Source organism: Streptomyces adustus, from assembly GCF_009377175.1.
GTDB lineage: Bacteria > Actinomycetota > Actinomycetes > Streptomycetales > Streptomycetaceae > Streptomyces > Streptomyces adustus.
Genome location: NZ_VJZD01000091.1, coordinates 12,270 through 33,307, shown reverse-complemented (window position 1 = coordinate 33,307; position 21,038 = coordinate 12,270). Strand labels below are relative to the sequence as shown.

The 21,038-nt window shown below is 69.2% G+C and carries 18 protein-coding genes and 1 CRISPR repeat array; of the genes, 8 read left to right on the top strand and 10 right to left on the bottom strand.

The window, feature by feature from the left end; all coding sequences use genetic code 11:
- Positions 1-7 precede the first annotated feature (7 nt).
- From cas6e to FNH09_RS47150, 9 genes are all read right to left on the bottom strand, one after another.
- The gene (gene cas6e / locus FNH09_RS22445) at positions 8-799 is read right to left on the bottom strand and encodes a type I-E CRISPR-associated protein Cas6/Cse3/CasE (protein ID WP_152890767.1); all 792 of its coding nucleotides are present in this window, start codon (positions 797-799) and stop codon (positions 8-10) included.
- Positions 799-1,521, bottom strand: a complete 723-nt coding sequence (gene cas5e, locus FNH09_RS22440) for a type I-E CRISPR-associated protein Cas5/CasD (RefSeq protein WP_162468938.1) — start codon at positions 1,519-1,521, stop codon at positions 799-801. The genes cas6e and cas5e overlap by 1 nt, the downstream gene beginning before the upstream one ends.
- Positions 1,518-2,711 carry a type I-E CRISPR-associated protein Cas7/Cse4/CasC gene (cas7e, locus tag FNH09_RS22435; RefSeq protein WP_162468937.1) on the bottom strand — a complete coding sequence of 398 codons (1,194 nt, stop codon included), beginning with the start codon at positions 2,709-2,711 and terminating at the stop codon, positions 1,518-1,520. Before cas7e ends, cas5e begins: the two co-directional genes overlap by 4 nt.
- Positions 2,708-3,388: a type I-E CRISPR-associated protein Cse2/CasB gene (casB, locus tag FNH09_RS22430; RefSeq protein WP_152890765.1), complete on the bottom strand. Its 681-nt coding sequence runs from the start codon at positions 3,386-3,388 to the stop codon at positions 2,708-2,710. The genes cas7e and casB overlap by 4 nt, the downstream gene beginning before the upstream one ends.
- Positions 3,385-5,127, bottom strand: a complete 1,743-nt coding sequence (casA, locus tag FNH09_RS22425) for a type I-E CRISPR-associated protein Cse1/CasA (RefSeq protein ID WP_162468936.1) — start codon at positions 5,125-5,127, stop codon at positions 3,385-3,387. The genes casB and casA overlap by 4 nt, the downstream gene beginning before the upstream one ends.
- Positions 5,120-7,909 carry a CRISPR-associated helicase Cas3' gene (gene cas3, locus FNH09_RS22420; RefSeq protein ID WP_152890779.1) on the bottom strand — a complete coding sequence of 930 codons (2,790 nt, stop codon included), beginning with the start codon at positions 7,907-7,909 and terminating at the stop codon, positions 5,120-5,122. Before cas3 ends, casA begins: the two co-directional genes overlap by 8 nt.
- A 630-nt stretch (positions 7,910-8,539) precedes the next feature.
- Positions 8,540-10,139: a CRISPR direct-repeat array (repeat unit 26 nt; unit sequence CTGCTCCCCGCACCCGCGGGGATGGT).
- Between the two features lie 86 nt (positions 10,140-10,225).
- On the bottom strand, positions 10,226-11,032 hold the full coding sequence (locus FNH09_RS22415) for a WbqC family protein (RefSeq protein WP_152890763.1): 807 nt from the start codon (positions 11,030-11,032) through the stop codon (positions 10,226-10,228).
- On the bottom strand, positions 10,977-11,663 hold the full coding sequence (locus FNH09_RS22410) for a YdcF family protein (RefSeq protein WP_152890761.1): 687 nt from the start codon (positions 11,661-11,663) through the stop codon (positions 10,977-10,979). The genes FNH09_RS22415 and FNH09_RS22410 overlap by 56 nt, the downstream gene beginning before the upstream one ends.
- Before the next feature lie 99 nt (positions 11,664-11,762).
- Positions 11,763-12,287 (bottom strand): hypothetical protein, encoded by a 525-nt coding sequence (locus FNH09_RS47150; protein ID WP_162468932.1) that lies wholly within the window; start codon positions 12,285-12,287, stop codon positions 11,763-11,765.
- Between the two features lie 134 nt (positions 12,288-12,421).
- Here FNH09_RS47150 and FNH09_RS22405 point away from each other — a divergent pair, with 134 nt between their 5' ends.
- Positions 12,422-13,435 carry an NAD-dependent epimerase/dehydratase family protein gene (locus tag FNH09_RS22405; RefSeq protein ID WP_152890759.1) on the top strand — a complete coding sequence of 338 codons (1,014 nt, stop codon included), beginning with the start codon at positions 12,422-12,424 and terminating at the stop codon, positions 13,433-13,435.
- Here FNH09_RS22405 and FNH09_RS22400 read toward each other — a convergent pair whose 3' ends face one another.
- Positions 13,436-14,455, bottom strand: a complete 1,020-nt coding sequence (locus FNH09_RS22400; protein ID WP_152890775.1) for an NsdA family TPR-like regulatory protein — start codon at positions 14,453-14,455, stop codon at positions 13,436-13,438.
- A 563-nt stretch (positions 14,456-15,018) separates the two neighbouring features.
- Here FNH09_RS22400 and FNH09_RS47145 point away from each other — a divergent pair.
- From FNH09_RS47145 to tgmC, 7 genes are all read left to right on the top strand, one after another.
- Complete coding sequence (locus tag FNH09_RS47145; protein WP_162468935.1) at positions 15,019-15,486, top strand: ATP-binding protein; 468 nt, start codon at positions 15,019-15,021, stop codon at positions 15,484-15,486.
- A 561-nt stretch (positions 15,487-16,047) separates the two neighbouring features.
- Positions 16,048-16,572, top strand: coding sequence for a hypothetical protein (locus tag FNH09_RS22390; RefSeq protein ID WP_338017652.1), 525 nt, complete (start codon positions 16,048-16,050; stop codon positions 16,570-16,572).
- Between the two features lie 148 nt (positions 16,573-16,720).
- Positions 16,721-17,377: a hypothetical protein gene (locus FNH09_RS22385; protein WP_152890755.1), complete on the top strand. Its 657-nt coding sequence runs from the start codon at positions 16,721-16,723 to the stop codon at positions 17,375-17,377.
- Positions 17,378-17,462: 85 nt separating this feature from the next.
- On the top strand, positions 17,463-18,434 hold the full coding sequence (locus FNH09_RS22380; protein WP_338017651.1) for a D-alanine--D-alanine ligase family protein: 972 nt from the start codon (positions 17,463-17,465) through the stop codon (positions 18,432-18,434).
- Between the two features lie 15 nt (positions 18,435-18,449).
- Positions 18,450-19,070, top strand: coding sequence for a C39 family peptidase (locus FNH09_RS22375; protein ID WP_152890753.1), 621 nt, complete (start codon positions 18,450-18,452; stop codon positions 19,068-19,070).
- A 16-nt stretch (positions 19,071-19,086) separates the two neighbouring features.
- Entirely contained in the window at positions 19,087-19,431 is a 345-nt protein-coding gene (locus FNH09_RS22370; RefSeq protein ID WP_338017650.1) for a glutamate ligase domain-containing protein, read from the top strand.
- Between the two features lie 203 nt (positions 19,432-19,634).
- The gene (tgmC, locus tag FNH09_RS22365) at positions 19,635-20,753 is read left to right on the top strand and encodes an ATP-grasp peptide maturase system methyltransferase (protein WP_162468934.1); all 1,119 of its coding nucleotides are present in this window, start codon (positions 19,635-19,637) and stop codon (positions 20,751-20,753) included.
- Positions 20,754-21,038 lie beyond the last annotated feature (285 nt).

Below are 21,038 nucleotides of genomic sequence, written 5' to 3'. Positions count from 1 at the left end.
ACCGTGCTCACAAGCTGGCCGGTGGGGTGGGTGGGGTGAGGGGCGCGAGGGTGTGGAGGCCGCAGCCGTAGGCCTTGGCGCGGCCGATGCCGTGGGTGAGGGTGCGGCGCAGGGTGGTGGGGTCGGTGACTTCGAGGCGGCCGTCGTAGGTGACGGTGACGAGGGTGACGGGTTTGCCGTTCCTGTTTCCGTCGGTGTTTCTGGACTTGTCGAAGGAGCGGTTGTTGTGGTCGCGGACGGTCAGTTCGTACTGGTCGCCGTGGTGCTCGTGTTTGCCGTGGTAGGTCGTTCCGGAAGGCAGCAGCCGTTTGTCGTTGCTCTTTTCCAGGATGCGGAAGCCGCAGCGTTCCTGGCGTTCGAGCAGCCATCGCATCTGGTGGACGGGGGTGAGGTGGGCGGTGGCTTTGCGGGGTTCGCTGTCTTTGCGGCGGATGGTGTGGACCGGGTTGGCGGTCAGCCGGAAGGCCCAGCTCTCGCCTGCGGACAGTTTCTCCAGGAGCGGCGCGTATGGCTTGGTCTGCCATCCTGGGGTGTCGGGGCTGGCGACTGCCGGCCAGCCTGCCTGTTCGACCAGGTGGGTCAGGTCCGGGCGGTCGGGGCTGACGATGTAGAGGATCACCTCGGCGCGGGCTTGGTGGTCCAGGCGCCACAGCACGCGCGGCTCGTCCGGGTTGGGGGTGTCGGTGGGCAGCAGGGCGGGGAACGAGGACATGACGGCGGCGTGCATGGCCTGCGGTGAGGACAGCAGGCGCCGTGCGCCGGGCCGCGCCGTGTTGACGCGGAAACGGGAGAGGAACATCAGCTGCTCTCATCCTCCAGAGCATCGAACGGGTCATGGGCCGGGGCGCCGGCGGCAACACCGGGCAGGGGCACGGTGGTGGTGACGACGGTGCGCAGGGCGTGCCGGCGGTGTGCGGCGGTGAAGCTGAGCGGCTGGTCGCGCAGGGTGTTCGCACTGGCGTGTTCGGAGGCTGCTGCTTCGCGCAGCACGGTCAGTGCTTGCGGGGCCTGGTGGCGGTGCTGTCTGCGATACCAGGCAGAGGCTTGCCAGGGCACTTGCGCCAGCACGTTCTCGAGCCGGGCGTCTTCATACAGGCCCAGCTCGAGCTGCTCGGCCGGCGGGCAGGAACGCCGGCCGAGGAACGGCGCATAGACCGGGTTTTGGAGGGCGGCGTAGGACTGCGCCAGCAGGGTGTGCTCGCCTTCCAGGGCGGCGACGAAGACGGCGTCCGCGAGGTAGAAGCGCTCCGTGAGCGGCATCGACTTGCCGCTGACTGCATGGTGGGCGGTGTGAAAGTCCCGGATGCGGGTGCCGGGCTGGTCGATGCGGACACCGAACCGCATTGCGGCCAGGGGCGCGAGCGCATTGTCGTCGCTGCGTTCGATGCCTGCGGCGGCAGCGAGCAGGCCGATGACGCCGCTTTTGGTGGGGGCGGATTCGGTGGTGCGGCGGGTGAAACGGGAGGAGGCCCCCCAGGACTGCAGGGGGCCTGCCAGACGCAGGACGAGGACGCTGCTCACGCGGGCTGCTCCAGCCGCTGCGCAACAGCGTGGCCGACGGCGGTGACGAGGTCGCCGAGCGTGTCGGACTCGGTGCCGAGGTCGGCGAGTTTGAGGGTGTTGGGGCCGACGCGCAGCACCCAGGTGAGGGTGGATTCCTCGTGGCCGTAGGCGCGTTCGATGTCGGGGATGTAGGCGGCGAGGCGGTCGCAGGCTTCGCGGACGTGGCCGCCCTGGTCGCCGCGGATGGGGTCTTCGAATGCGGCGACGAAGCTGATCGGGCGGGTGGTACGCAGCTTGACGACGACGGCGTCGGGCAGGGTGTGATGGCCGAACGTGTTGATCTTTCCGGTGGGCAGTGAGGCGATAAAGCTGTGCACGAACGCCTCCACGGCGCGGCGCACGGGCTCGGTGCGCGGCTCGTCCTCGCGCAGTCCCTCGCCGAGGTTCGCGGCGAGCTGGTGCACGCCCAGGGCGGCGTAGCGGTAGAGGGTGGCGGAGTTGAAGTCGACGGTGCCGATCATTCCGGCGCCGGTCTCTTCCTCGGTGTTCTCGTCGTCGACGGCGGTGTAGTAGTCGGATTCGTTCTCCACCCGGTGGACGCTGAGGGCGTGGGCGACCTGGACGGCGGCATCGACGTTGAAGTCGGCGCTGTCGGCGACCATCCGCCCGAACAGGCTGATGTCGACGGAGTGACGGCTGTCCGCGATCTCCTTGGCCTTGTCCTTGTTCGTCTTCTCCTTGAAGAACGCGGTGATGTCGGCGGCACCGTCGACGGCGTGGCGGGCCAGGCCGTCGAGCTGGCGGGAGCTGAGGAAGACCAGGTACTTCGCCTCCGGCGCCGGGGCGGCCCCGCTGTCCTTGGCGGCGTCCGCCTTCCGCTTGGGCACCTCGGTCTTCAGCCCGGTCGCCTGCACTGTCGCGTTGGCTAGCTCGAGCGCCTGCTGCCCGCGCAGGGACTCATCCAGTGCGGCGATCCGCTCGGCCAGCACCTCCACCACCTTCTTCGTCCGCACCCCGAGCTCACCGGGGTCGAGGAGGCGCTCGTCGTCGAAGTAGGTGCGGGTGGCTCGCTTCCACGCCTGGCTGGAGACCCGGGCGCGCGGCACGCCTCCGTAGACGGCGGTCTTCGGCGCGCCGGTGTCATCCCTGTTGAGGTTGCTGGGCGGGACGGTCTGCAGGGCGTGCACGTCCAGGAAAATGCGGTTCACGAGGCGTCCTTGTCACGGTCCGTGGGGCGGGAGAGGTGGTCGTCGGCGTTCTGGGGCGGGGAGTTGTCGTTTTCTTCCTGCCAGGCGTGGAAGGAGCGGCCCCATTCGCGGCGGACCGTGCCGGCGCCGCCGGGCCACTGCCAGCTGTAGAGCTGTCCGGCGAGCAGGCCGTAGTCGAGGGGGATGTCGGCGCGGCGCAGCAGGACGACCAGGTCACGCAGTCGCTGCGCCAGGCTGGTCAGGTCGGCTGCGGTGCCGGCGCGTACCAGGCGTTTGCGCACGGGTTCGTCGATGCCGCCGGGCGGCATGAGGCGGTGGACGGCCGCGCCCAGTGCGGCCGACCGCTTCGAGGTGTGCATGCGCGTGCTGCGGGACTGCTGGTGCAGCGCCCACAGGGTGAGGGCTGCGTGCAGGGCGTTCTCCGCCCGCACCATTTCCTCCTCGCTCAGGGGTCGCACGTTGTCCCGGCGGGTGTGCAGCGGTGAGGTGTCGACCAGCGTCCACAGGTCGGGCAGGTCGGCTGCGTCGCGGCCTGCGCCGCGGCGCAGCCGGGCGAGCGCCGCGACGGCGGCGGGGCGGTCTTTGAGGTAGCCCTCCTGCCACATGGTGATCTGTGTTGCGGCCAGCTCGGCGACCCGTGTGCGCACGGTCGGCGATGCGGTCGTGGTGGTGGTCATGCGGACACCTTCGGGTCGGTCACGGATACGGCGTGCTCCACCTGTTCGCCCGCCTGCGGGGAGGCGGGCCCCGGCAGCGCGGGGCTGCGCTCGGGCGTGGTGTCCCGCGGGTACGCGCCGGGCAGGACACGGGCCAGGCGGCCGCGGAACCATTTGTCGGCCAGGCCCGCGTTCAGCCACTGCGTGCCCTTGTTGTCGGTGACGGTCCTGCCCTGCCAGGCGGCGTCCCCGGCCTGCGCGATGAGCCGGCTGCCGAGCGGGCTGATCAGGCGGCGCACCTCGCACTGCCAGACGCGGCGCCACGCGAACGGATCACGACCGTCCTGGGTGAGAGCCAGCAGCCAGGCACGGTAGGGGCCTTCCAAGGCGGCGAAGCCCAGCTCACGCGCGACCGACCGCGGCCCCTGCTCCTCCGAACCAGCCGCACGCGCCAGATCGGTGGCCAGGTCACCAAGCGCGCGGACCGCGAGTTCGGCGTCCTCGGCCGCATCGATCGCCTGCCGGGCACAGGTACGCTCCTGCCGGTGCAGCAGCACCACCGGCATGACGAGCCGGTCGTCGACCACCTCATCGATCACGGACTGCTGCGTCCCATACACGGCGCCCACGATCCGGGCCCTGATCAGAAAGCCCCGCGGCAGTTCCCCCTCGGTGACCAGCCGGGCAACCCACTCCAGGATTCCCGGACGCAGATACGCGGCAGCTTCTGCGCCCTGCGTGTTCTCCGCACGGTCAGCGACGAGCGAGGCAATGCCCCGCCAGGCAGAGCGCGCCGGATCATGTTCTCTCGGCAGATAGACCGGTGACTGGCCCAGCTTCTTCTCCTGGGCCAGACTGCGCCGCCAGGCGGTCATCGGCTCCCGCCGGTGGGCGTTGCGCGAAGCGAGCGGATCACCGTAGCCGAGGACCACGCCGTGCACACTGCTTCCGTCGTGGTGCAGGCGCACCCGGCGCGACTGCCACGTGTACAGGTCACGCACACCGGTCGGGGTGCGTTCGCTGCCGCCGGGGCCGCACGGCTCACGCCGCCACGCCGGCCGGTCGCCGCTGGTGAACTCCATCGTGTCGGTGTCGGCCGCCACCAGGTTCAGCAGCAGCGTCTCCCGCAGCGTGTCACCCTCCACGAAGACACCGCCGAGACTGCCGACCCATCCCGTGCCCAGCGGATACACCTTGCCGCCCTTGACCCGGCCGTCGCCCACCGCACCGGACTTGATCCCGGAGGTGTCGAACGCATGGGCGTGCACGACCCAGCGGGCCGCCTCAGCGAACGTCAGCCGCTGCACGATGGGCATCCGGGAGCTGAAGAAGGGCTCGCCGTTGGGCACATCGGCCACGATCCGCGCGAGTGAGAAAACCTCGTCCTTCGCCGTGCGCAGCTGCGCGGTCTGGAAGAACGGCGCCGTCGGGTGGAGCAGATCGAACCGTTCACGGTGCTCGTCCAGATAGGCGCCCACGCCGGCAAAGCACTCCGCATCGCTCCACAGGTCCGCCCAGTGCTCGATGTCGCGCGGCCCGTCCAGCGCGTCGTGGGCGACGGCCAGCAGCAGGCGCAGCAGAGCGAACTCCTGTGTGGGCAGCTCCCCCACGATCCGGCGCACCTCAGCGGCACGAACAAACACTTCTCGCAGTGACAGCTCTCTTTGCACGCCGTCCAGGCCGAGGACTTCGATCCACGGCCGGCTCGTCAGATCGAAACACGCAACATCGTCCGTGCTGCTGCCGATCGGTTCAGACACGGGTCACCTCCAGGCCGTCCAGCGGGCTGTAGCGAAGGGCAAAGCCTGCCAGCTGGGTCTGACAATCCTCATCGAGCGCAAGAATCAGCTGGCCGGCGAGCCACGGGCTGTCCTTGTGCTGCCACGCCTGTACGTGCAGCTGCTCCAGCTCCGCGATCGCCCGGTCCATCGTCTCGGCGTAGGAGAACTGGATGGGCAGCCGCAGCCCGCAACTCGCTGCCGTGCGCGCCGTGAACGATGCGGGTATCTGCTCCCGCGGCAGGTCCAGCCCACTACGCCGACGCCCCTTCGAATCGGCGTCCAGCCAAGGCAGCGTGGCGAGCGTGCCGTCGGCACGGCGTTGCACCACCACGACTTCCAGGCTCTCGCGGCTGTCACGGACCTGCGCCCGCCCGGCGCGGGTGTCGTCGGCGTCGCCGACCCCGGCCGCCACCCAGCCGAACAGTGGCCGGCCCGCACGGCCGACGTCACCGAGGCGGAACACCGCCGCGCGCTCCGCCTGATCCGCACGGTGCTGCTCGAACCGTTCCCGCGCCTCCTCAAGCGCCGGCGCCCACTCCTGCGGCCCCACCGGAGCCAGCCCGTAGGCGCCCTGCACCAGTGGGCTGATGTCGGCGGGCAGCCGCACCGGCTGGCCGTCCAGATGAGGAAGCAGCACCGCAGCCGACCGCAGCAGCGCATACGCCCCGTACACGGCGACCGAGCCGCGCACCGCGACCGGCACCGGTGTGTCCCAGTCCGCCCCGGCCAGCAGGCACCGTGCCGTGCGCAGGCGCACCGGCCGCTGCGCCTGGCCCTCGCCGCGCTGGTGGCGGTGGAGCCGGCCCATCCGCTGCAGCAGCAGGTCCACCGGACACAGATCACTGACCAGGAGATCGAAATCGACGTCCAGGGACTGCTCGGCGACCTGGCTGGCCACCACGATGTGCCGGCCCCCAGGACGTCCCGTCGCTCTGCCCGGCGGACCGAACCGCCGCAGCAGATCACTGTCCTTCGCCGCCCGGTCGACATCGACGAAGCACGAGTGCGCCACCGTCACGTCCTGCTCGCCGAATCGCTCGCGCAGCACCCGCGCCGTCTCCAGGACCCGCTTGACCGTGTTCCGCACGACCAAGACGCACCCGCCGTCGGCCAGCTCCGTCTCGAGCCGGTCGGCCAGAACATCCAGGCCGTCCGCCAGACGCTCCACCCGGACATCCGTGCCGCGGGCCGACGCCGCCGGCTGACGCACCACCGGGCGGCCGCCTGGCGCCACAGCCGTCAGCAACGGATACGCCACCTCCCCTGCCACGCTCTCAGGCTCTGTGCCAGGCATGCCGGCGTACGCCTCGACCAGCTGCCAGCGACGCGCGGCCGGCAGCGTCGCCGACAGCACCACCACCGGAACCCGGTACGCACCCAGCCACGCCAGCACCCGGTCCAGATAGACACTCATGTACGTGTCGTAGGCGTGTGCCTCGTCGATCACGACGACCTTGCCCGCCACCGCCAGATGACGAAGCGCCAGGTGACGGCTCTTCAACCCAGCGAACAGCAGCTGATCCACCGTGCCGGCCACGAAAGACGCCAGCATCGCCTTCTTGCGGCCCCGCAGCCACGCATGCGCCACCAGCTCCGCACCCGCAAACCCCGCCGCCTCCTGCACGCCCCGTGCCATCGGTACGGCAGCATCCACGTCCACCGCCGCTACCCGCCCGCCCTCGGCCAGTAAGCCCGCGAAGGTCTCGTTCAGCGCGGCTTTGGAATGCGCAAGGTGCACCGAGTGCCGGCCGCCGCCCTCGTCGGGAAGCTGCTGCAGCCACTCCAGCAGCCGCGGGAACATCGCATTGCCCGTCGCCATCGTCGGCAACGCGAAGAACACACCGCCCGCGCCCGAACGCGCCGCAAAAACCTCCGCCACCGCGAGCGCCGCCTCGGTCTTGCCCTCCCCCATCGGCGCCTCGATGACCATCAGCCCCGGCGCATCCATCTCCCTGGCCAGCCCCACCGCCGCTTCCTGCACCGGCCGGACCTGCGCCCCCGGCGCAAACCCGAACCGGGACGCAAACCACTCCTGCACATCGCCCACCGGCTCCACCGCACGCCACGCAGGCGGAAGATCCAGCCCCCGCCACGCCGCAGCCAGCCGCTCCTTCCCGTCACACGCGGCAGCCTGCGGGAAGTACGGGAAGAGATCCGGATTGCTGGCGATCCAGTCGGAGACGATGACCAACGCCGTCAGCAGCACCTGCACCGGCTGCGGCAGCTTCACCGCCTGCCACGACCCGAGCCTGTCCCGCACGCCGAAGACATCAGCGCACGCATCCAGCAACTCGGTCTGCACCTGCCGCCACACCGCGCTGCTGCCGCCTGGCGTACGCAGCAACTCCTCATGGTCATACAACGCCTTGATCTGACCACTCTCCGGCGACACTCCATGATGCCCGCCCACAGCAACCGTGAACTGGCCCGTCTGCCGCGCCGCCCACCCCTGCCGCTCCTGCAGCCACTCCCCCAACAGCACCTGCCCGGCCAGCCCATGCGGCGCCAGCCGCCGATCCGGCCCCATCGCCCGACCAGACCGCATCTCCAGCCCCTGCGCCCGCATCACGTCAGCAAGCTGCTCAACCTGACAAGCGAAAGCCGGTGTCGCCTTCCCGATGTCATGCACACCGGCAAGCCACACCACGAGCCTCCGCCCGTCCACCTCCCCAGCAGGCAGCACCCCGGCAATCAGCCGCCGCACACCAACCGGCAGCCACTCATCCCACAACAACCCCGCAACAGCCGCACTGTCCTCCATATGCCGCCACAACGGCAGCCAGCCATCGGTGTCGCGATCATGCTTCGCCCACACCGATCTGGCCGGCCCTGCGAGCCGACGGCTCAGCTCTGTCTGCAACGCACCCCCCTGCGTCGGTTGTGTCTGATGAATACAGCAAACACCGGCACAAAGTGGCCACTTCCGGCGTAATCGCCCGCCGCCACCCGCTGCATCCCGTCATGCGGACGCGCCGTAGCCCACCTGCGCGGCGCCAACTGCACTGTGTGCAGGCACGTTTGACACCACGAAGCCCATACCTCGATTATCGCCACCAACACAGCAACGATTCAAGGGGGAAAAGTGTCTGGGTGGATGCGATGGCTAGCCGTGGTCGCAGGAGTGATCGTCACCTTCTGGTCGGGTCTGGTGCTAGGCCGGTGGCTGCCCTTGGGGGGACCTGATGACGACGGAATCAGGTGGGGAATCGCCACAGCACTGGCAAGTGCCATTTCCGCCGTCGCCGTCCCGCCCCTGGTCCGCTGGGCTGAAACGAAACCCGACCCGTCAACAGAACCATGAATCCCGGGAGACCACCCGCTGCAACGATGACCGGCAACCCGGCTAAGCTCACTGACCAGCAGAACCTTCAACAACAATGAAACGCACACCCTGCTCCCCGCCCACATGGGGATGGTCCCGATTCCAGGGGCATTATGACCCTGCTCCCCGCACCCGCGGGGATAATCTCCAGCCCCGCGCAATCCGGGGCTCTCGCAGGCCTGCTCCCCGCACCCGCGGGGATGGTCCCTGGCTGGGCGCGTTCGGGGTTCCGGTGGTGCTCTGCTCCCTGCACCCGCGGCGATGGTCCCGACACGTGCCCGTACGCGTCCTCGTTGCGGGCCTGCTCCCCGCACCCGCGGGGATGGTCCCGTCCTCGGCGATCCCGGTGGACGACAGGGGCACTGCTCCCCGCACCCGCGGGGATGGTCCCACGCGGCGAGCGCGGATACTCCGGCGTGAAGGCTGCTCCCCGCACCCGCGGGGATGGTTCCGCGGGCCAACTGCCCGGGTCCTGGTGCGAGTTCTGCTCCCCGCACCCGCGGGGATGGTCCCGACGAGGCCCGCGCCCGGCGCCCGGTCCGCCACTGCTCCCCGCACCCGCGGGGATGGTCCCACGCGGCGAGCGCGGATACTCCGGCGTGAAGGCTGCTCCCCGCACCCGCGGGGATGGTTCCGCGGGCCAACTGCCCGGGTCCTGGTGCGAGTTCTGCTCCCCGCACCCGCGGGGATGGTCCCGACGAGGCCCGCGCCCGGCGCCCGGTCCGCCACTGCTCCCCGCACCCGCGGGGATGGTCCCACGCGGCGAGCGCGGATACTCCGGCGTGAAGGCTGCTCCCCGCACCCGCGGGGATGGTTCCGCGGGCCAACTGCCCGGGTCCTGGTGCGAGTTCTGCTCCCCGCACCCGCGGGGATGGTCCCGACGAGGCCCGCGCCCGGCGCCCGGTCCGCCACTGCTCCCCGCACCCGCGGGGATGGTCCCCTTGGTGATGTACAGATCCAGACGGACCGATTCTGCTCCCCGCACCCGCGGGGATGGTCCCCTGTTCTTCGCCGCCGATGGCGTGCACGTCCTCTGCTCCCCGCACCCGCGGGGATGGTCCCCCCTTCGCCGCCGTGCTCCTGGGCGTGGGGACCTGCTCCCCGCACCCGCGGGGATGGTCCCGAGAACTAGGAGGTCACCCCGTGTCCGGAGAACTGCTCCCCGCACCCGCGGGGATGGTCCCGGCGGTGCCGTCGGCGGTGAGGGTCGGCCGGACTGCTCCCCGCACCCGCGGGGATGGTCCCAGTGTCTCGCCGTTGAGTTCGATCCTGAGCATCTGCTCCGCGCACCCGCGGGGATGGTCCCCGGGTGTTCGGCGGGAACACCGACGGCCGTCACTGCTCCCCGCACCCGCGGGGATGGTCCCTCGACTCGGATTTCGTTCCAAGTACTCGTGGACTGCTCCCCGCACCCGCGGGGATGGTCCCTGGTCGCGCACCTTCTGCGAGGCGTAGCTGATCTGCTCCCCGCACCCGCGGGGATGGTCCCGACGAAGTGGTCCTGGCCGTACCGACCGGGTCCTGCTCCCCGCACCCGCGAGGATGGTCCCAGGTCGATGGTGTCGCCGCCCCGGGCCTCGTCCTGCTCCCCGCACCCGCGGGGATGGTCCCAGGAACTGCAGGCGCAGGCCCTGCTCGATGACCTGCTCCCCGCACCCGCGGGGATCCCACCTTCAAGGACGCCTGATCACTATGGCTTACGTGGTTCCCACTCCTGCGGGGGCGGTCCGGCATCTACCGCCGCAACAAGGCCTGTCAGCCCGTTACACCTGCACGCGCTTCAAGGTCGGCCACAAAGTGCTGTGCCAGTGCTTGAGGCCCGAGCGTGCTGAGGGCCCAGAGGCTGGTGGCGTGCTGAGCGCTGGGGCAGAGCGCGCCTGCCGCGTCTGTGGGCATTCGGAAGGGGACCACCGGGATGCCGTAGGCGTCGAACGGGCGGTGGTCGAGGTAGCGCATGCCACCTGTACCGCACAGATAGTGCGAACTGCCGGTGGCGGCTGCCAGATCGGCGAGGCGTTGAGATCGGCCCTGGCGTGCCAGAAGGTCGCTGCTGGCCACTGTCTGTCCTTGCCAGCCCAGCGCAGCAAGGAGGACCGTCGTCGATGCGGTGGCGATGCGGGCTACTTGGTCCGTGGTGTCGATCGTGTGCAGGACTGCCTCCAGGGCCGCGCGGATCGCGGTCCAGTGGTGGCTGCATCCGTAGTACTGGCGTACCAAGAGCTCGGCTGTGCGGCGTGAGCGGTGAGGGTCGGCCAGTCGCGCGTGGCGGATCAGCGTCGAGCGCCCGTGAGGGAGATGGGTGGGAAGGGTCAGCCACTGCTGGCGGTCGAGGTCGTTCAAGGCGGCGAGGCGGGCTCGATGCTGGTAGTCGCGGCGGGCGAACTGTACGTCGTCGAGGACGATCCAGTGGTCTGCGGCGTAGAGCTTGGCCAGGGTGGACAGCCTCGGGAACAGATTGGGTTGATGGATGGCGCACAGGCCGCCGGGCTGGCTGTCGCCGCGCGGTTCAGGCGATGAGGCGGCTGTCGAAGCCGGCGCCCAGGAGGCGCTGGTAGGCGTCATGTACGTCCTCCGGGACGTGCTGTTCAACGGCGAAGCCGAGCTTGGGGTACTCGATGACCCGCTGCAGGTCGCCGACGAGCATGTCGATGACGAGTTTCTCGTCGCCGATGGACTTGATGTAGTCGTCCAGTTCAAGCGGTTCGGACGCGCAGACGACGTCGACCTCGGGCCACAGCTTGCGGCAGGTCGCGTAGCTGCGGCGTTCCATGTACGGCTTGGAGATCAGCAGCAGCGTCTCCACCTCCACACCGGCCGCGGCCAGCACGTCGCGGGAGTGGGTGATGTTCTGGCCGGTGTTGGCCGCGCTTTGCTCGAGCAGGATCGCTTCATCGGGGACGCCCAGGCCGAGCGCGTGCTCGCGGTAGTGCACGGCCTCGCCTCGCGGGAACCGGGCGCGTGTGGTGGGGCTGTTGCCGCCGCTGAACACCACGACCGGGAAAAGTCCCGCGTGGTAGAGGTCGGCGGATGCGGTGGCCACGCCCAGGTCGTGGCTGCCCAGGCCGATGGCGGCCGAGCAGGGGCGCTGCTCGTGGCCCATCTGGTGGTAGTTCCAGATCAGTGTCGCGTCATAGAACTGCTCATCGGTGATCTGGCGCTGCTCGGCTTGCGACACTGCCACTCCCTGCCTCATCCTCGGCTGCATTCTCGGATGCCCTCGATGCTGCACAGCTGGTGGCTCAGCCCGTACTGCCGGGCCACCTGCGCCACCTGACCAAGAACGGACAGCCCATCAGCCTCGAAAGGCCTCCATCATCATGATGGACACTGCTCCATCGAGTGCGTCCCGCCAAATGTCCGAGCGGTCCAGTCCGTTGGTGTGGTTGATCAGTATCTCTGCCATCCCCACGGGGTCTGGCTGGGCAGCGGGCAGACCGCCGGGAGCTTCGCAGGGGAACAACAGGATCTTGCCGAGAGTGCTGCGCGTTCGTGGACGCAACTCCCTGAGTACGGCAGGTGGAAGCAGCATGTCCGCGGTTTCGACCGGCTGCAGCCCTTGGGATGCGCGTATTTGGGCGTACGAGCACAGCCACACAGCGGTCATCGTGCAGAGAAGGACGTATCCGTCTCCGGCGTCGCACAGGAAGCGTGCGTCTGCATGGTCCTTGCAGTACTCGCAGTCGGCGTAGACCCCCGAGAGCAGCTGTGTGAGGCCGTGTTCGTCCCCACTGATCATTCCCTGCGCTCCCTCAGGAAGCGGGTGCCGGCCCCCGAACGGACAGTGGTTCGTCAAGATCGTCTCGAACGAGTCGTCCATGGTCTGACTCTACGGCTCCCAGGCGATCGGAAGTGCCGGGCGCTGCGGCCTTTGCGGTTGTCCGGTCGGCAACCCCATGGCCACGAAATGGTCTTGCCTTCCACCGGTGGCAGACCGCGGGGCAGGATCGCCTCATGAGAATTCTGGTCATGGGCGGAACGTGGTTCCTGGGCAAGCACATTGTCGACAGCGCGCTGAAGAGAGGGTGGGACGTCACCACCTTCAACCGCGGCCGCTCCGGCCGGGATGCGGAGCATGTCGAAGCTGTCCACGGTGACCGGACCAACCGCAGCAACTTGGAACAGCTGGCTGAGCACGGACCGTGGGACGCCGTCATCGATACGTCGAGCTCGGAGCTCCCGCCGCGTGACGTCCTGGCGGCTGCTATTGCGCTGCGTCCGGCGGTCCGGCGGTGGGTGCATGTCTCTACCGTGTCTGTCTACGCAGGCTGGCCGCATCAGCCACTCACCGAGGTCTCACCCCTGCTGGAGTGCCCATCAGACGCGGATGAGTCGTACGGATACACAGGCTCGGACGGCTCCCCCACCAAGTACGGTTTTCAGAAAGCCGGCGGTGAACGGGCCGTGACCGAGCTGTTCGGCGACGGCGCAGTGTTTCTGCGTCCGGGGATCATCCTGGGTCCCGGTGAGTACGTGGGACGGCTTCCCTGGTGGCTCGAGCGAGCCAAGCGCGGTGGCCGCATCCTCGCCCCGGCGCCCTCCGGGAAGCGTATTCAGCCCGTCGATGTCCGTGACGTGGCCGCCTTCGCTCTCAACCAGGCCGCTGGTTGCTCGAGCGGCGGTTTCAATCTGGCCCATCCGCAGGGCATCACCTTCGGCGGGTTCCTCGATGCCTGTCTGGCCGAGACGGGCGGTGCCGGGGCGCCGGTATGGGCGGAACCTGCGGTGCTCGTCGAGCAGGGCGTGAAGCAGTGGACAGAGTTGCCGCTGTGGCGCACTCATGCCGGGGTATGGGCCGTCGATTCCAGTCGTGCGGTGGATGCGGGGCTGGAGTGCCGGCCTGTCACCGAGACGGTCCGGGACACGTGGCGGTGGTGGTCGGCCGATGGGCGTCCCGTGGACCACCCACGGTGGGCAGAGCACGGGATCGCTCCGGAGAAAGAGGCGAAAGTGCTCGCCTCGCTGTGATCAGCCCTCGATGGCGAGCAGGGCGACGGACGGGCCGATGCGATGCGGCAGCGAGACGCGGTTGAAGTCCTCGATCTGTTCGCGCAGGGCCTTGGGTCCTTGAGCACCGTGGTAGGCGGGCTTGGCCAGGCATTTGCCGATGCGGGTGGTACGTACGACGATGCCGGTCTTGCGCTGGTCCGCAGGCACGTCCCAGACCGGGGCCATGGCTTCGGCTGCGCCGTCCACGTCGTCCTGCAGGAGGCGTGCGTGGGCGAGGTCCGCCGCAGCGCTGGCCCTGACGTGGGTGGACTGCTCGGCCGGGGGCCGTTGTCGCAGGAGTTGCAGGGCTCGGCGGGCGTCTGCTTCGGCTTGTGAGGCGTCGCCGATGAGGAGGGAGGTGGTACTGGTGGACATGGCCAGTCGTTCCAGGGTGAATGCGAACTCGCCTCCCACCGTGTCGTGCAGGTCGTCCCGGCGATCGTGCGCTGCTGCCGTGGACAGCTGGAGCGCCTGGCGTGCGCCGGTCACATCGCCGAGGTGGGCGTGCGCGCGTGCTTTGATGGCCTGCAGGCGCCGGTGGGCCACGTCGCCGAGGCCGCCGTAGGAGAGTGCACGGGTGGCTTTCGCGAGGGCCTCGGTCGGATTGCCTGTGTGGTAGGCGATGTAGGCCAGGGTGCCGTCGGCGTAGGCCTGGAGCGGGGTGAATCGGGTGGCCTCACCAAACACCGATGCGGTGCGTGCGAAGCTGCTGGCGCTGGGGAAGTAGCCGAGGTCGAACGCGGCGACGGACAGCATCGCGGCAGTCTGCCCGTTCAGGATCATGAGGTCTTGCTGCTGGACGGGGACGTGCGTGCGGTCCCGCTGCCGTTCGATCGCCAGGCGCAGCCGGTCGCCGGCTTCATAGGCCTGTGCGGGTGGCATCAGGTGGTATCCGCGGGCCAGGGCGGTCACCTGGTCGCGGAGTTCGTCGATGGTGTTGTCGGAGACGGACGCCGACGCGGTCGTGTCGGCGCCCTCAAGGGCTTCTTCTGCGGTCATTCGGACTCGTTCTTCCAGGTCGTACGCGGGTGCCTGGGGATCGCCCTGCGGTGGGGGGCCGAACAGGTCAAGAGCCGTGTACTCGGGCCACATCGCCTCGAGAACCTGACAGGTCGCCGGCCCCGGCAGCGTCACCAACTTGCCGCCGGTCCACCGCCGGAACTGGGTCTCGCCGCACGTCGGATTGGTGGGGCAGTTCCCGAAGAGCCGCACACCGTACTCGGTGAACCTCTTCTCGAACCTGCTGTAGGGAAGCCTGTCCCGATCACACAGCCATGCAAGGAGTGTCTTCGGTTCAGTCCTCATCCCGCCTCCCCTCTCTGCGGCATGCAGCCGGTCGGACTGCGTGTCGATCCCTTCTCCGGGAAGGGGATACCGCCGCCGTCCTCTGCGGCAACCCGGGCCGCACAGAAGCCATCTCAACGCTACCCCCGGGCCACGTCTGCCGCCTGACGGTGACTCACAGGCCACCTTCGAAGTCATGGCGAAGACACGTGCCGCAGGTAAACCCTATCGCTCACCGCTCGCAGAGAGTGTTCACACGTGATCAGGGAGTACTTCCCATGTCCCCCAGAGACACCGGATCAACTGTCCTCTTAGCGGCCGTTCCCCATCTCGTCGGGGAACCGACGGCCAGCTTCGACTTGGCGATCCCGGCGAAACCATCAAGCGTGCACACCGCGCGGCAAGTCGCGCGGGCCTGGAGCCGCCACTGCCAAGTACCAGACCCGCTGGCCGACACGGTCCAGATCCTCGTATCCGAGCTGTGCACGAACGCCGTACTGCACGGGCAACACGACCTCATCAGCGTGCGCGGATGGTGCAGCCCGTCCGCCGAGATCCGCTTCGAGGTCGACGACCACTCCCCTGCCCCACTCCCCGCAGTACAGCACCCGGACGTCGGCGCGGAAAGCGGACGCGGTCTACTTCTGGTCGATGTCCTGGTGGCAGAGCTGGGCGGCGCATGGGGCTTCACCGCGGACGGCGCCTGCGCCTGGTGTTGCTTCGCCCTCAAACCGGAGGGCCAATGACAGCGGCCCCGCCCCGCCGGACGCGCCCCGTACAGCGGCAGCAACCGCCCATGGACCCCGACAGGCCGCAGCAGACGCTCCTCACGCTGAAAACCGCCAGGTATTCCACGACGACGCACTGCCGGACGGCATCGGCACCATCCCCGACAGCTTTACGCCCGAGGGCCCGCTGGAGGAGCTCGAACTTCTCCGCCGCCGCCTGATCCACCTGGCAGACATCGCCGTCGCCACCAGCGCCGAACAGGCCGACGAGAGTACGGCCTCGTCCTGTCACCCGGCCCGTGCACTGCGCCCCCAGGAGACGCCCAGCGATCACCGGCAAGCCGTCGAACGCGCACGCCGTACAGCCCGGACCGTCAACGAACTGCTCGAGCGGCTGGTGGGGCTGCGCTGTCTACGAGAGGCGGCCTGACTGCCATGCGCTACACGACAACAGAGAGAGCCATGTCCGAACTGCTCACACACCAGGATCGTCCCGTCGACGACCGAAGCGGTGCCAGGCTGCGCACACCACTCCCCCAACGTCCAACGACCCCGACAGGACGCTCGCCGGCAGCACCCGTGGACTTCTCGACGCTCCCCCACACCGTCGCCGCGGACGACGTCGCCACGGACATGAGCGATCTGGCTACACGGGTGCGGAATCTGATGGATCTCCAGCAGAACCGGGTGCTCCAGTTACCGTTGGGCGGCCGCTTCTTCGACATCGTCGTCACCGCCTCCTGCCCCGAGGGCTACGCCGTGATGGACCTCCTCGACCAGGTCCAGCACACCGGCGAAGGGCAGTTCGACGCCTGCGGCCCGGTCATCGAAGACCCCACACGGCAATGGCTCATCTGGCTCGTACCCCCGGGCACCAGCGACACCTGGGGCCCCCACCGGTACGGCCTGTGCCTGGGCAGACCCCACCAGCTCGCCCTGCCGCCCATGACACAGACCGAGCCCCCGGGCCCGTACTGGCTGCGCCCGTGCCGCGGCGACCGCCTCGTACCGCCCCTGCCGCTGCGGGACTTCCTCGACCAGTTCCGGCCCGGACCGGCTCCGCACGAGGAACTCCTCGCAGAAACCCTGTGCACCATCACCTGATCTGCCCACGGTCTCGCCCCGGACCGGCAGACCCGTGATCGTGTCCGGCCTGCAAGCCGCCCAGAGCGGCGCCGGCCGTGCGTATGCCACCCCCCGTCACGCACGGCCGGCGCCTTCCATCACCCCGCCCGCCACTCCAGAGAGAGCCATGACCGAACTCTTCACGCACAAGGACCGCCTCGTCCCGTACATCACCCCATGGAGCAGGGAAAAGGTGACGCAGCCGGTCCCCGTGGCCACGCTCCACGGCATCGCCTACCCCGGTCCGGCAGAAGGCCGTGACGCGGACGACGATGTGCTGTGGCAGTGCTGGCGACGCCACCCCGGTGCGGGCGAGCCGCTGTGGAGCGAGGTGCACGGCCCCCGGCAACGGCACGCCATGCACAGACGCTTATGCCAGGTATGCGCGGGCCCCGCGGACCGCGACGAACAGGGCTGGCTGTGGCTGCTGGAAGACGAACGCGACAGCGGCCCGACCTGGCCGGACGGCGAGATGACGACACATCCGCCGGTATGCCGGCCGTGCCTGCCGGTCGCTGCTCGCCTGTGCCCGCATCTGCGGCGCCGCGGGGCGGTGGCGGTACGGGTCGCCGAGGTCATCGTGGACGCCGTCTACGGACACCGCTACCACCACGGCCCCTTCGGGCTCTACGCAGGGAAAGCCGACGTGTTCCTCACCAGCAGCTGGTCCATCAGATGGGTGGTCGGCAACCAGTTGGTCGCCTCCCTCTCCCAGTGCACTGTCCTCGACCCCGTCGAGACCGGCATCAAGACCCCGGTGTCCCGAGCGCAGATACGCCGATGACGCTCGGGACGCCGGTATAGGGACGCCGCGCTGATGCGGCATCCGTTCAGCAACCGCAGTCATCTCACGTTCGAAGGAGAATCGCGTGACCACTACGACGGTGCCGGACATCGCAGGCTTACGGATCGGTGTCCTGTGCGGGGGCAACTCCCCCGAACGGCAGGGTTCGATCGCCTCGGGCGAGCACGCGTCCAAGGCGCTTGCTGCCGCAGGCATCACCACCGAGCTGATCGACCTCGGGGACACGCCGCTGACCGCGCTGCCGGGGCGTATCGACGTGGCTCTGCTCGGCCTGCACGGGCTCTACGGGGAGGACGGCAAGGTACAGGGGGCGCTGGAAGTCGCCCGGCTGCCCTACACCGGCTCCGGGGTGCTGGCGTCCGCGCTGGGCATGCACAAGCCCACGCTCAAGTACCTGTTCACCCAGGCGCGGATAGACACCCCGGCCTGGGTCCCCGTCGACCGTGACATCTCCGTCGAGTCGACGCTGTCCGCCGTGCGCCACACGCTCGGCTACCCGGTGTTCGTCAAGCCGGCGTCCGGCGGGGGAAGTCTCGCCGCGGGCATCGCCCGGGACGAGGTCGCTCTCCGGGCGATGATCACGCCCACAGATGACGAGCAGTACGGCGAGTACATGATCGAGGAGTATGTGCAGGGCATCCCCGCCACCGTGGGTCTGATCGAGGTGGACGGCCGGCTGGTGACCCTGCCCGTCCACGATGTCGAGCCGAAGACGGAGTTCTACGACTACGCGGCCAAGCACGACCCGGCCCTGCGCGTCGAGCACTGCCCGTCCCTTTTGCCAGCCACGACCACGGAGTCCATGCAGTACGTCGCCAAGCGCGTGTTCAGGATGATCGGCGCACACGGCGTGCTCCGGGTCGACTTCATAGCGGGGGTCAACGGCCGCACCACCGTGCTGGAGTGCAACACGCTGCCCGGCCTGTCCGAGCGCGGCAACCTGGCCACCATGGCGAAGGCGGGCGGCATCCCGTACGGCACTCTGATGCAGCACATCGTCAGGACCGCGTACACCAAGCCTGGCTACCTGCCGTAGGCAAGACTGGGGCGCATGAGCGTCCCGCCGACCCAAAACCGTGTCCCTTACTACTCGCAGTGGGAGTCCCGGGACCTGGTCCCGGAGTTCATCACAGGCCGGCTCGACGCAGCCGATGACCCACTGTGGCAGAAGTCCGGCGCCGAAAGCCCCCAGGAATACGCATTCTGGGCCCCGCGCATGTGCGGCGTTGCGTGCCTGCGCATGGCGCTGGACTACTGGCGGCACCCGGTTCCGCCGTCCGTGCCGCTCGTGCGCGAGCTGTGCGAGGCCGGGGCCTACATCCGCGAAGGCGACACGGTGAAGGGCCTGATCTATCAGCCGTTCGCCGCGCATGTGGCCACCCGGTGGGGGCTGGCCGCCCGGTCGTTTCCCGACCTGCCCGCCACTCGCCTGCGCAAGATCGTCGGCAGCGGGCAACTGGCGCTGGTGTCCGTGCACAAGAGCGTCCGTACACCCGATGTCGATCCGCCGCACCAGGGCGGGCACCTGGTGCTCGCCGTCGGCGTCACCGAGGAGAGCGTGATGTTGCACAACCCGTCCGGGCTGCCGGACCAGTCCCAGGAGTTCGCAGCGGTGCCCTGGGCACGCTTCGCTCACTTCTACGCCGGGCGGGGCGTGGTCCTCGGTGCCTGAGCAGACAAAGGAGACAGTGCTGGAGAAGGAGCCCGGCACCCGGCGGTTCGTCGTTCTCGGCGAAATGCTGGAGCTCGGAGAAGAAGGGCCCAAAGCCCACTGGGAACTGGGCCAAGAGACAGGCAAGCACGGCATCGACTTCGTGATCGCGGTCGGGCAGGAACTGGCCAAGCAGACCGCTCTCGGTGCCGCCCACGCCGGCGTGGATGCCGCGATCGTCGCCGACAACGAGACCGCCACGACGATGCTGAACTCGATGCTGCAGCCCGGTGACGTGGTCCTGATCAAGGGATCTCGGGGCGGCATGCGGTGGCAGATCGCCCAGGCGCTCACCGGCCAGCAGATCACCGGAATTCTCTAGCCTCCCCCACCGACGGCCCCGCTCGTCCGCACGCCCGCAGCAAACGAGCGGGGCTGTGCGCTGCCCGAAAAGCACCCCGGTGTAACGCAGTGCGCCGCCATGGCGAGTTGCAGCATCAGCCGCTCCCGGGCGATGACCTCCCTGGAACCCGAAACGAGGCTGCCGATGTGCGCAGCCCTGGCAGACCTTCTGGAGCGTGCGACGTGACCGATCCGGCCCACCTGCACCAGCAGCTCCTCGACAGGCTCACGGCTGACGGCGTCCTGCGCACCAAGCCGTGGAAGTCCGCGGCCGGGAGCGTGCCCCGGCACGAGTTCCTGCGCGGCGGCTTCTTCCGGTACGTGGCGGGGACGTCACCGAGCGCGTGGAGCCCCGTCCTGGATACCGATACGGGCTGGCTCGAAGCCTGCTACCGGGACGAGTCGCTGGTCACCCAGATCGCGGGCACCGTCCTGCCCGCCGACATCCGCGGCCAGATCATGCGGGAGCCCACCAGCTCCAGCACCCTGCCCTCCCTCGTCCTGCGCATGCTGGAAGAACTCCACGTCGAACCGGGTTCGAAGGTGCTGGAGATCGGGACCGGGACCGGCTACTCGACCGCACTGCTGTGCGCGCGGCTGGGCGAGGAGCTCGTCACGTCCATCGAGTACGACGAGGCGGTCGCCTCGCGGGCACGGGCCGCCCTCGCCCGGCAGGACATGTTCCCCACGTCCGTCACTGGGGACGGCCTGCTCGGCCACGCCGCATCGGCTCCGTACGACAGGATCATCGCCACGTGCGGCGTCCGGACGGTTCCTGCCGCGTGGATCGAGCAGGTGCGGCCGGGCGGTCTGATTCTGGCCACCATCGGCGGCTGGCTCGACTCCTCGGAGCTCGCACGTCTGACCGTCCACGACGACGGCAGCGCGTCCGGGCCGCTGTTGGGCGGACAGGTCAGCTTCATGCTCGCCCGCCCCCACCTGCCCCCACACCTCGGCCTCCTGCCCGACCTCAACGACGGCAAGGAACGCCAAGCCGTCTTCGGCAGCGACATTCTGGCCGACTGGACGACCCGATTCGTCGTACAGCTCGCTGCACCCCATGCACAGCGCCTCACCATCGAACGGGCCGGGCGCACCGAGGACGTACTGATCGACGTGGCTTCTGGCTCCTGGGCCGCCCTCTGCGAGGACGCCGGCCGGTGGATCGTGCGGCAGGACGGTCCCGAAGTCCTCTGGGACACGGTCGAGGAGCAGCTCGGACGTTGGCACACGGCCGGAGCACCGGCGCTGGAGGAGTTCACGGTCACCGTCACACCGGACGGCCAGACCATCCACTGGTAGCCCCGGACTGCCCTGCTCGTCCGCACGCCCGCAGCGGACGAGCAGGGCCTTCTGTCTGCTCGCAAGGCGGCCGGGAGGAGAGATCGCGTCGCTCATGGGGGAAATCGAACTCCGATCCCGTTGCTGACCGGCAGGACCGGCCGCAGCCGTTCCCACTTCGCATCGCTCAGATCACCCCGCCCCATATCCATCCCAACGTCCTTGAGGCGGGGCACTCACATGATCGGCCATGCAGGGTCGGCCTCATCGGGGACTACTCCTGGCGAGGGCCGATGACCCACTGGC

What these genes read in the sequence shown, in the direction of transcription:
- FNH09_RS22405 (WP_152890759.1), top strand. Translation starts at nt 12,422, where the DNA reads ATGAGAATTCTGGTCATGGGCGGAACGTGGTTCCTGGGCAAGCACATT.
- casB (WP_152890765.1), bottom strand. Translation starts at nt 3,388, where the DNA reads ATGACCACCACCACGACCGCATCGCCGACCGTGCGCACACGGGTCGCC.
- cas3 (WP_152890779.1), bottom strand. Translation starts at nt 7,909, where the DNA reads ATGGAGGACAGTGCGGCTGTTGCGGGGTTGTTGTGGGATGAGTGGCTG.
- FNH09_RS22410 (WP_152890761.1), bottom strand. Translation starts at nt 11,663, where the DNA reads ATGAGGCAGGGAGTGGCAGTGTCGCAAGCCGAGCAGCGCCAGATCACC.
- cas6e (WP_152890767.1), bottom strand. Translation starts at nt 799, where the DNA reads ATGTTCCTCTCCCGTTTCCGCGTCAACACGGCGCGGCCCGGCGCACGG.
- FNH09_RS22375 (WP_152890753.1), top strand. Translation starts at nt 18,450, where the DNA reads ATGAGCGTCCCGCCGACCCAAAACCGTGTCCCTTACTACTCGCAGTGG.
- FNH09_RS47150 (WP_162468932.1), bottom strand. Translation starts at nt 12,287, where the DNA reads ATGGACGACTCGTTCGAGACGATCTTGACGAACCACTGTCCGTTCGGG.
- FNH09_RS22415 (WP_152890763.1), bottom strand. Translation starts at nt 11,032, where the DNA reads ATGACGCCTACCAGCGCCTCCTGGGCGCCGGCTTCGACAGCCGCCTCA.
- FNH09_RS22385 (WP_152890755.1), top strand. Translation starts at nt 16,721, where the DNA reads ATGACCGAACTCTTCACGCACAAGGACCGCCTCGTCCCGTACATCACC.
- FNH09_RS47145 (WP_162468935.1), top strand. Translation starts at nt 15,019, where the DNA reads ATGTCCCCCAGAGACACCGGATCAACTGTCCTCTTAGCGGCCGTTCCC.
- FNH09_RS22400 (WP_152890775.1), bottom strand. Translation starts at nt 14,455, where the DNA reads ATGACCGCAGAAGAAGCCCTTGAGGGCGCCGACACGACCGCGTCGGCG.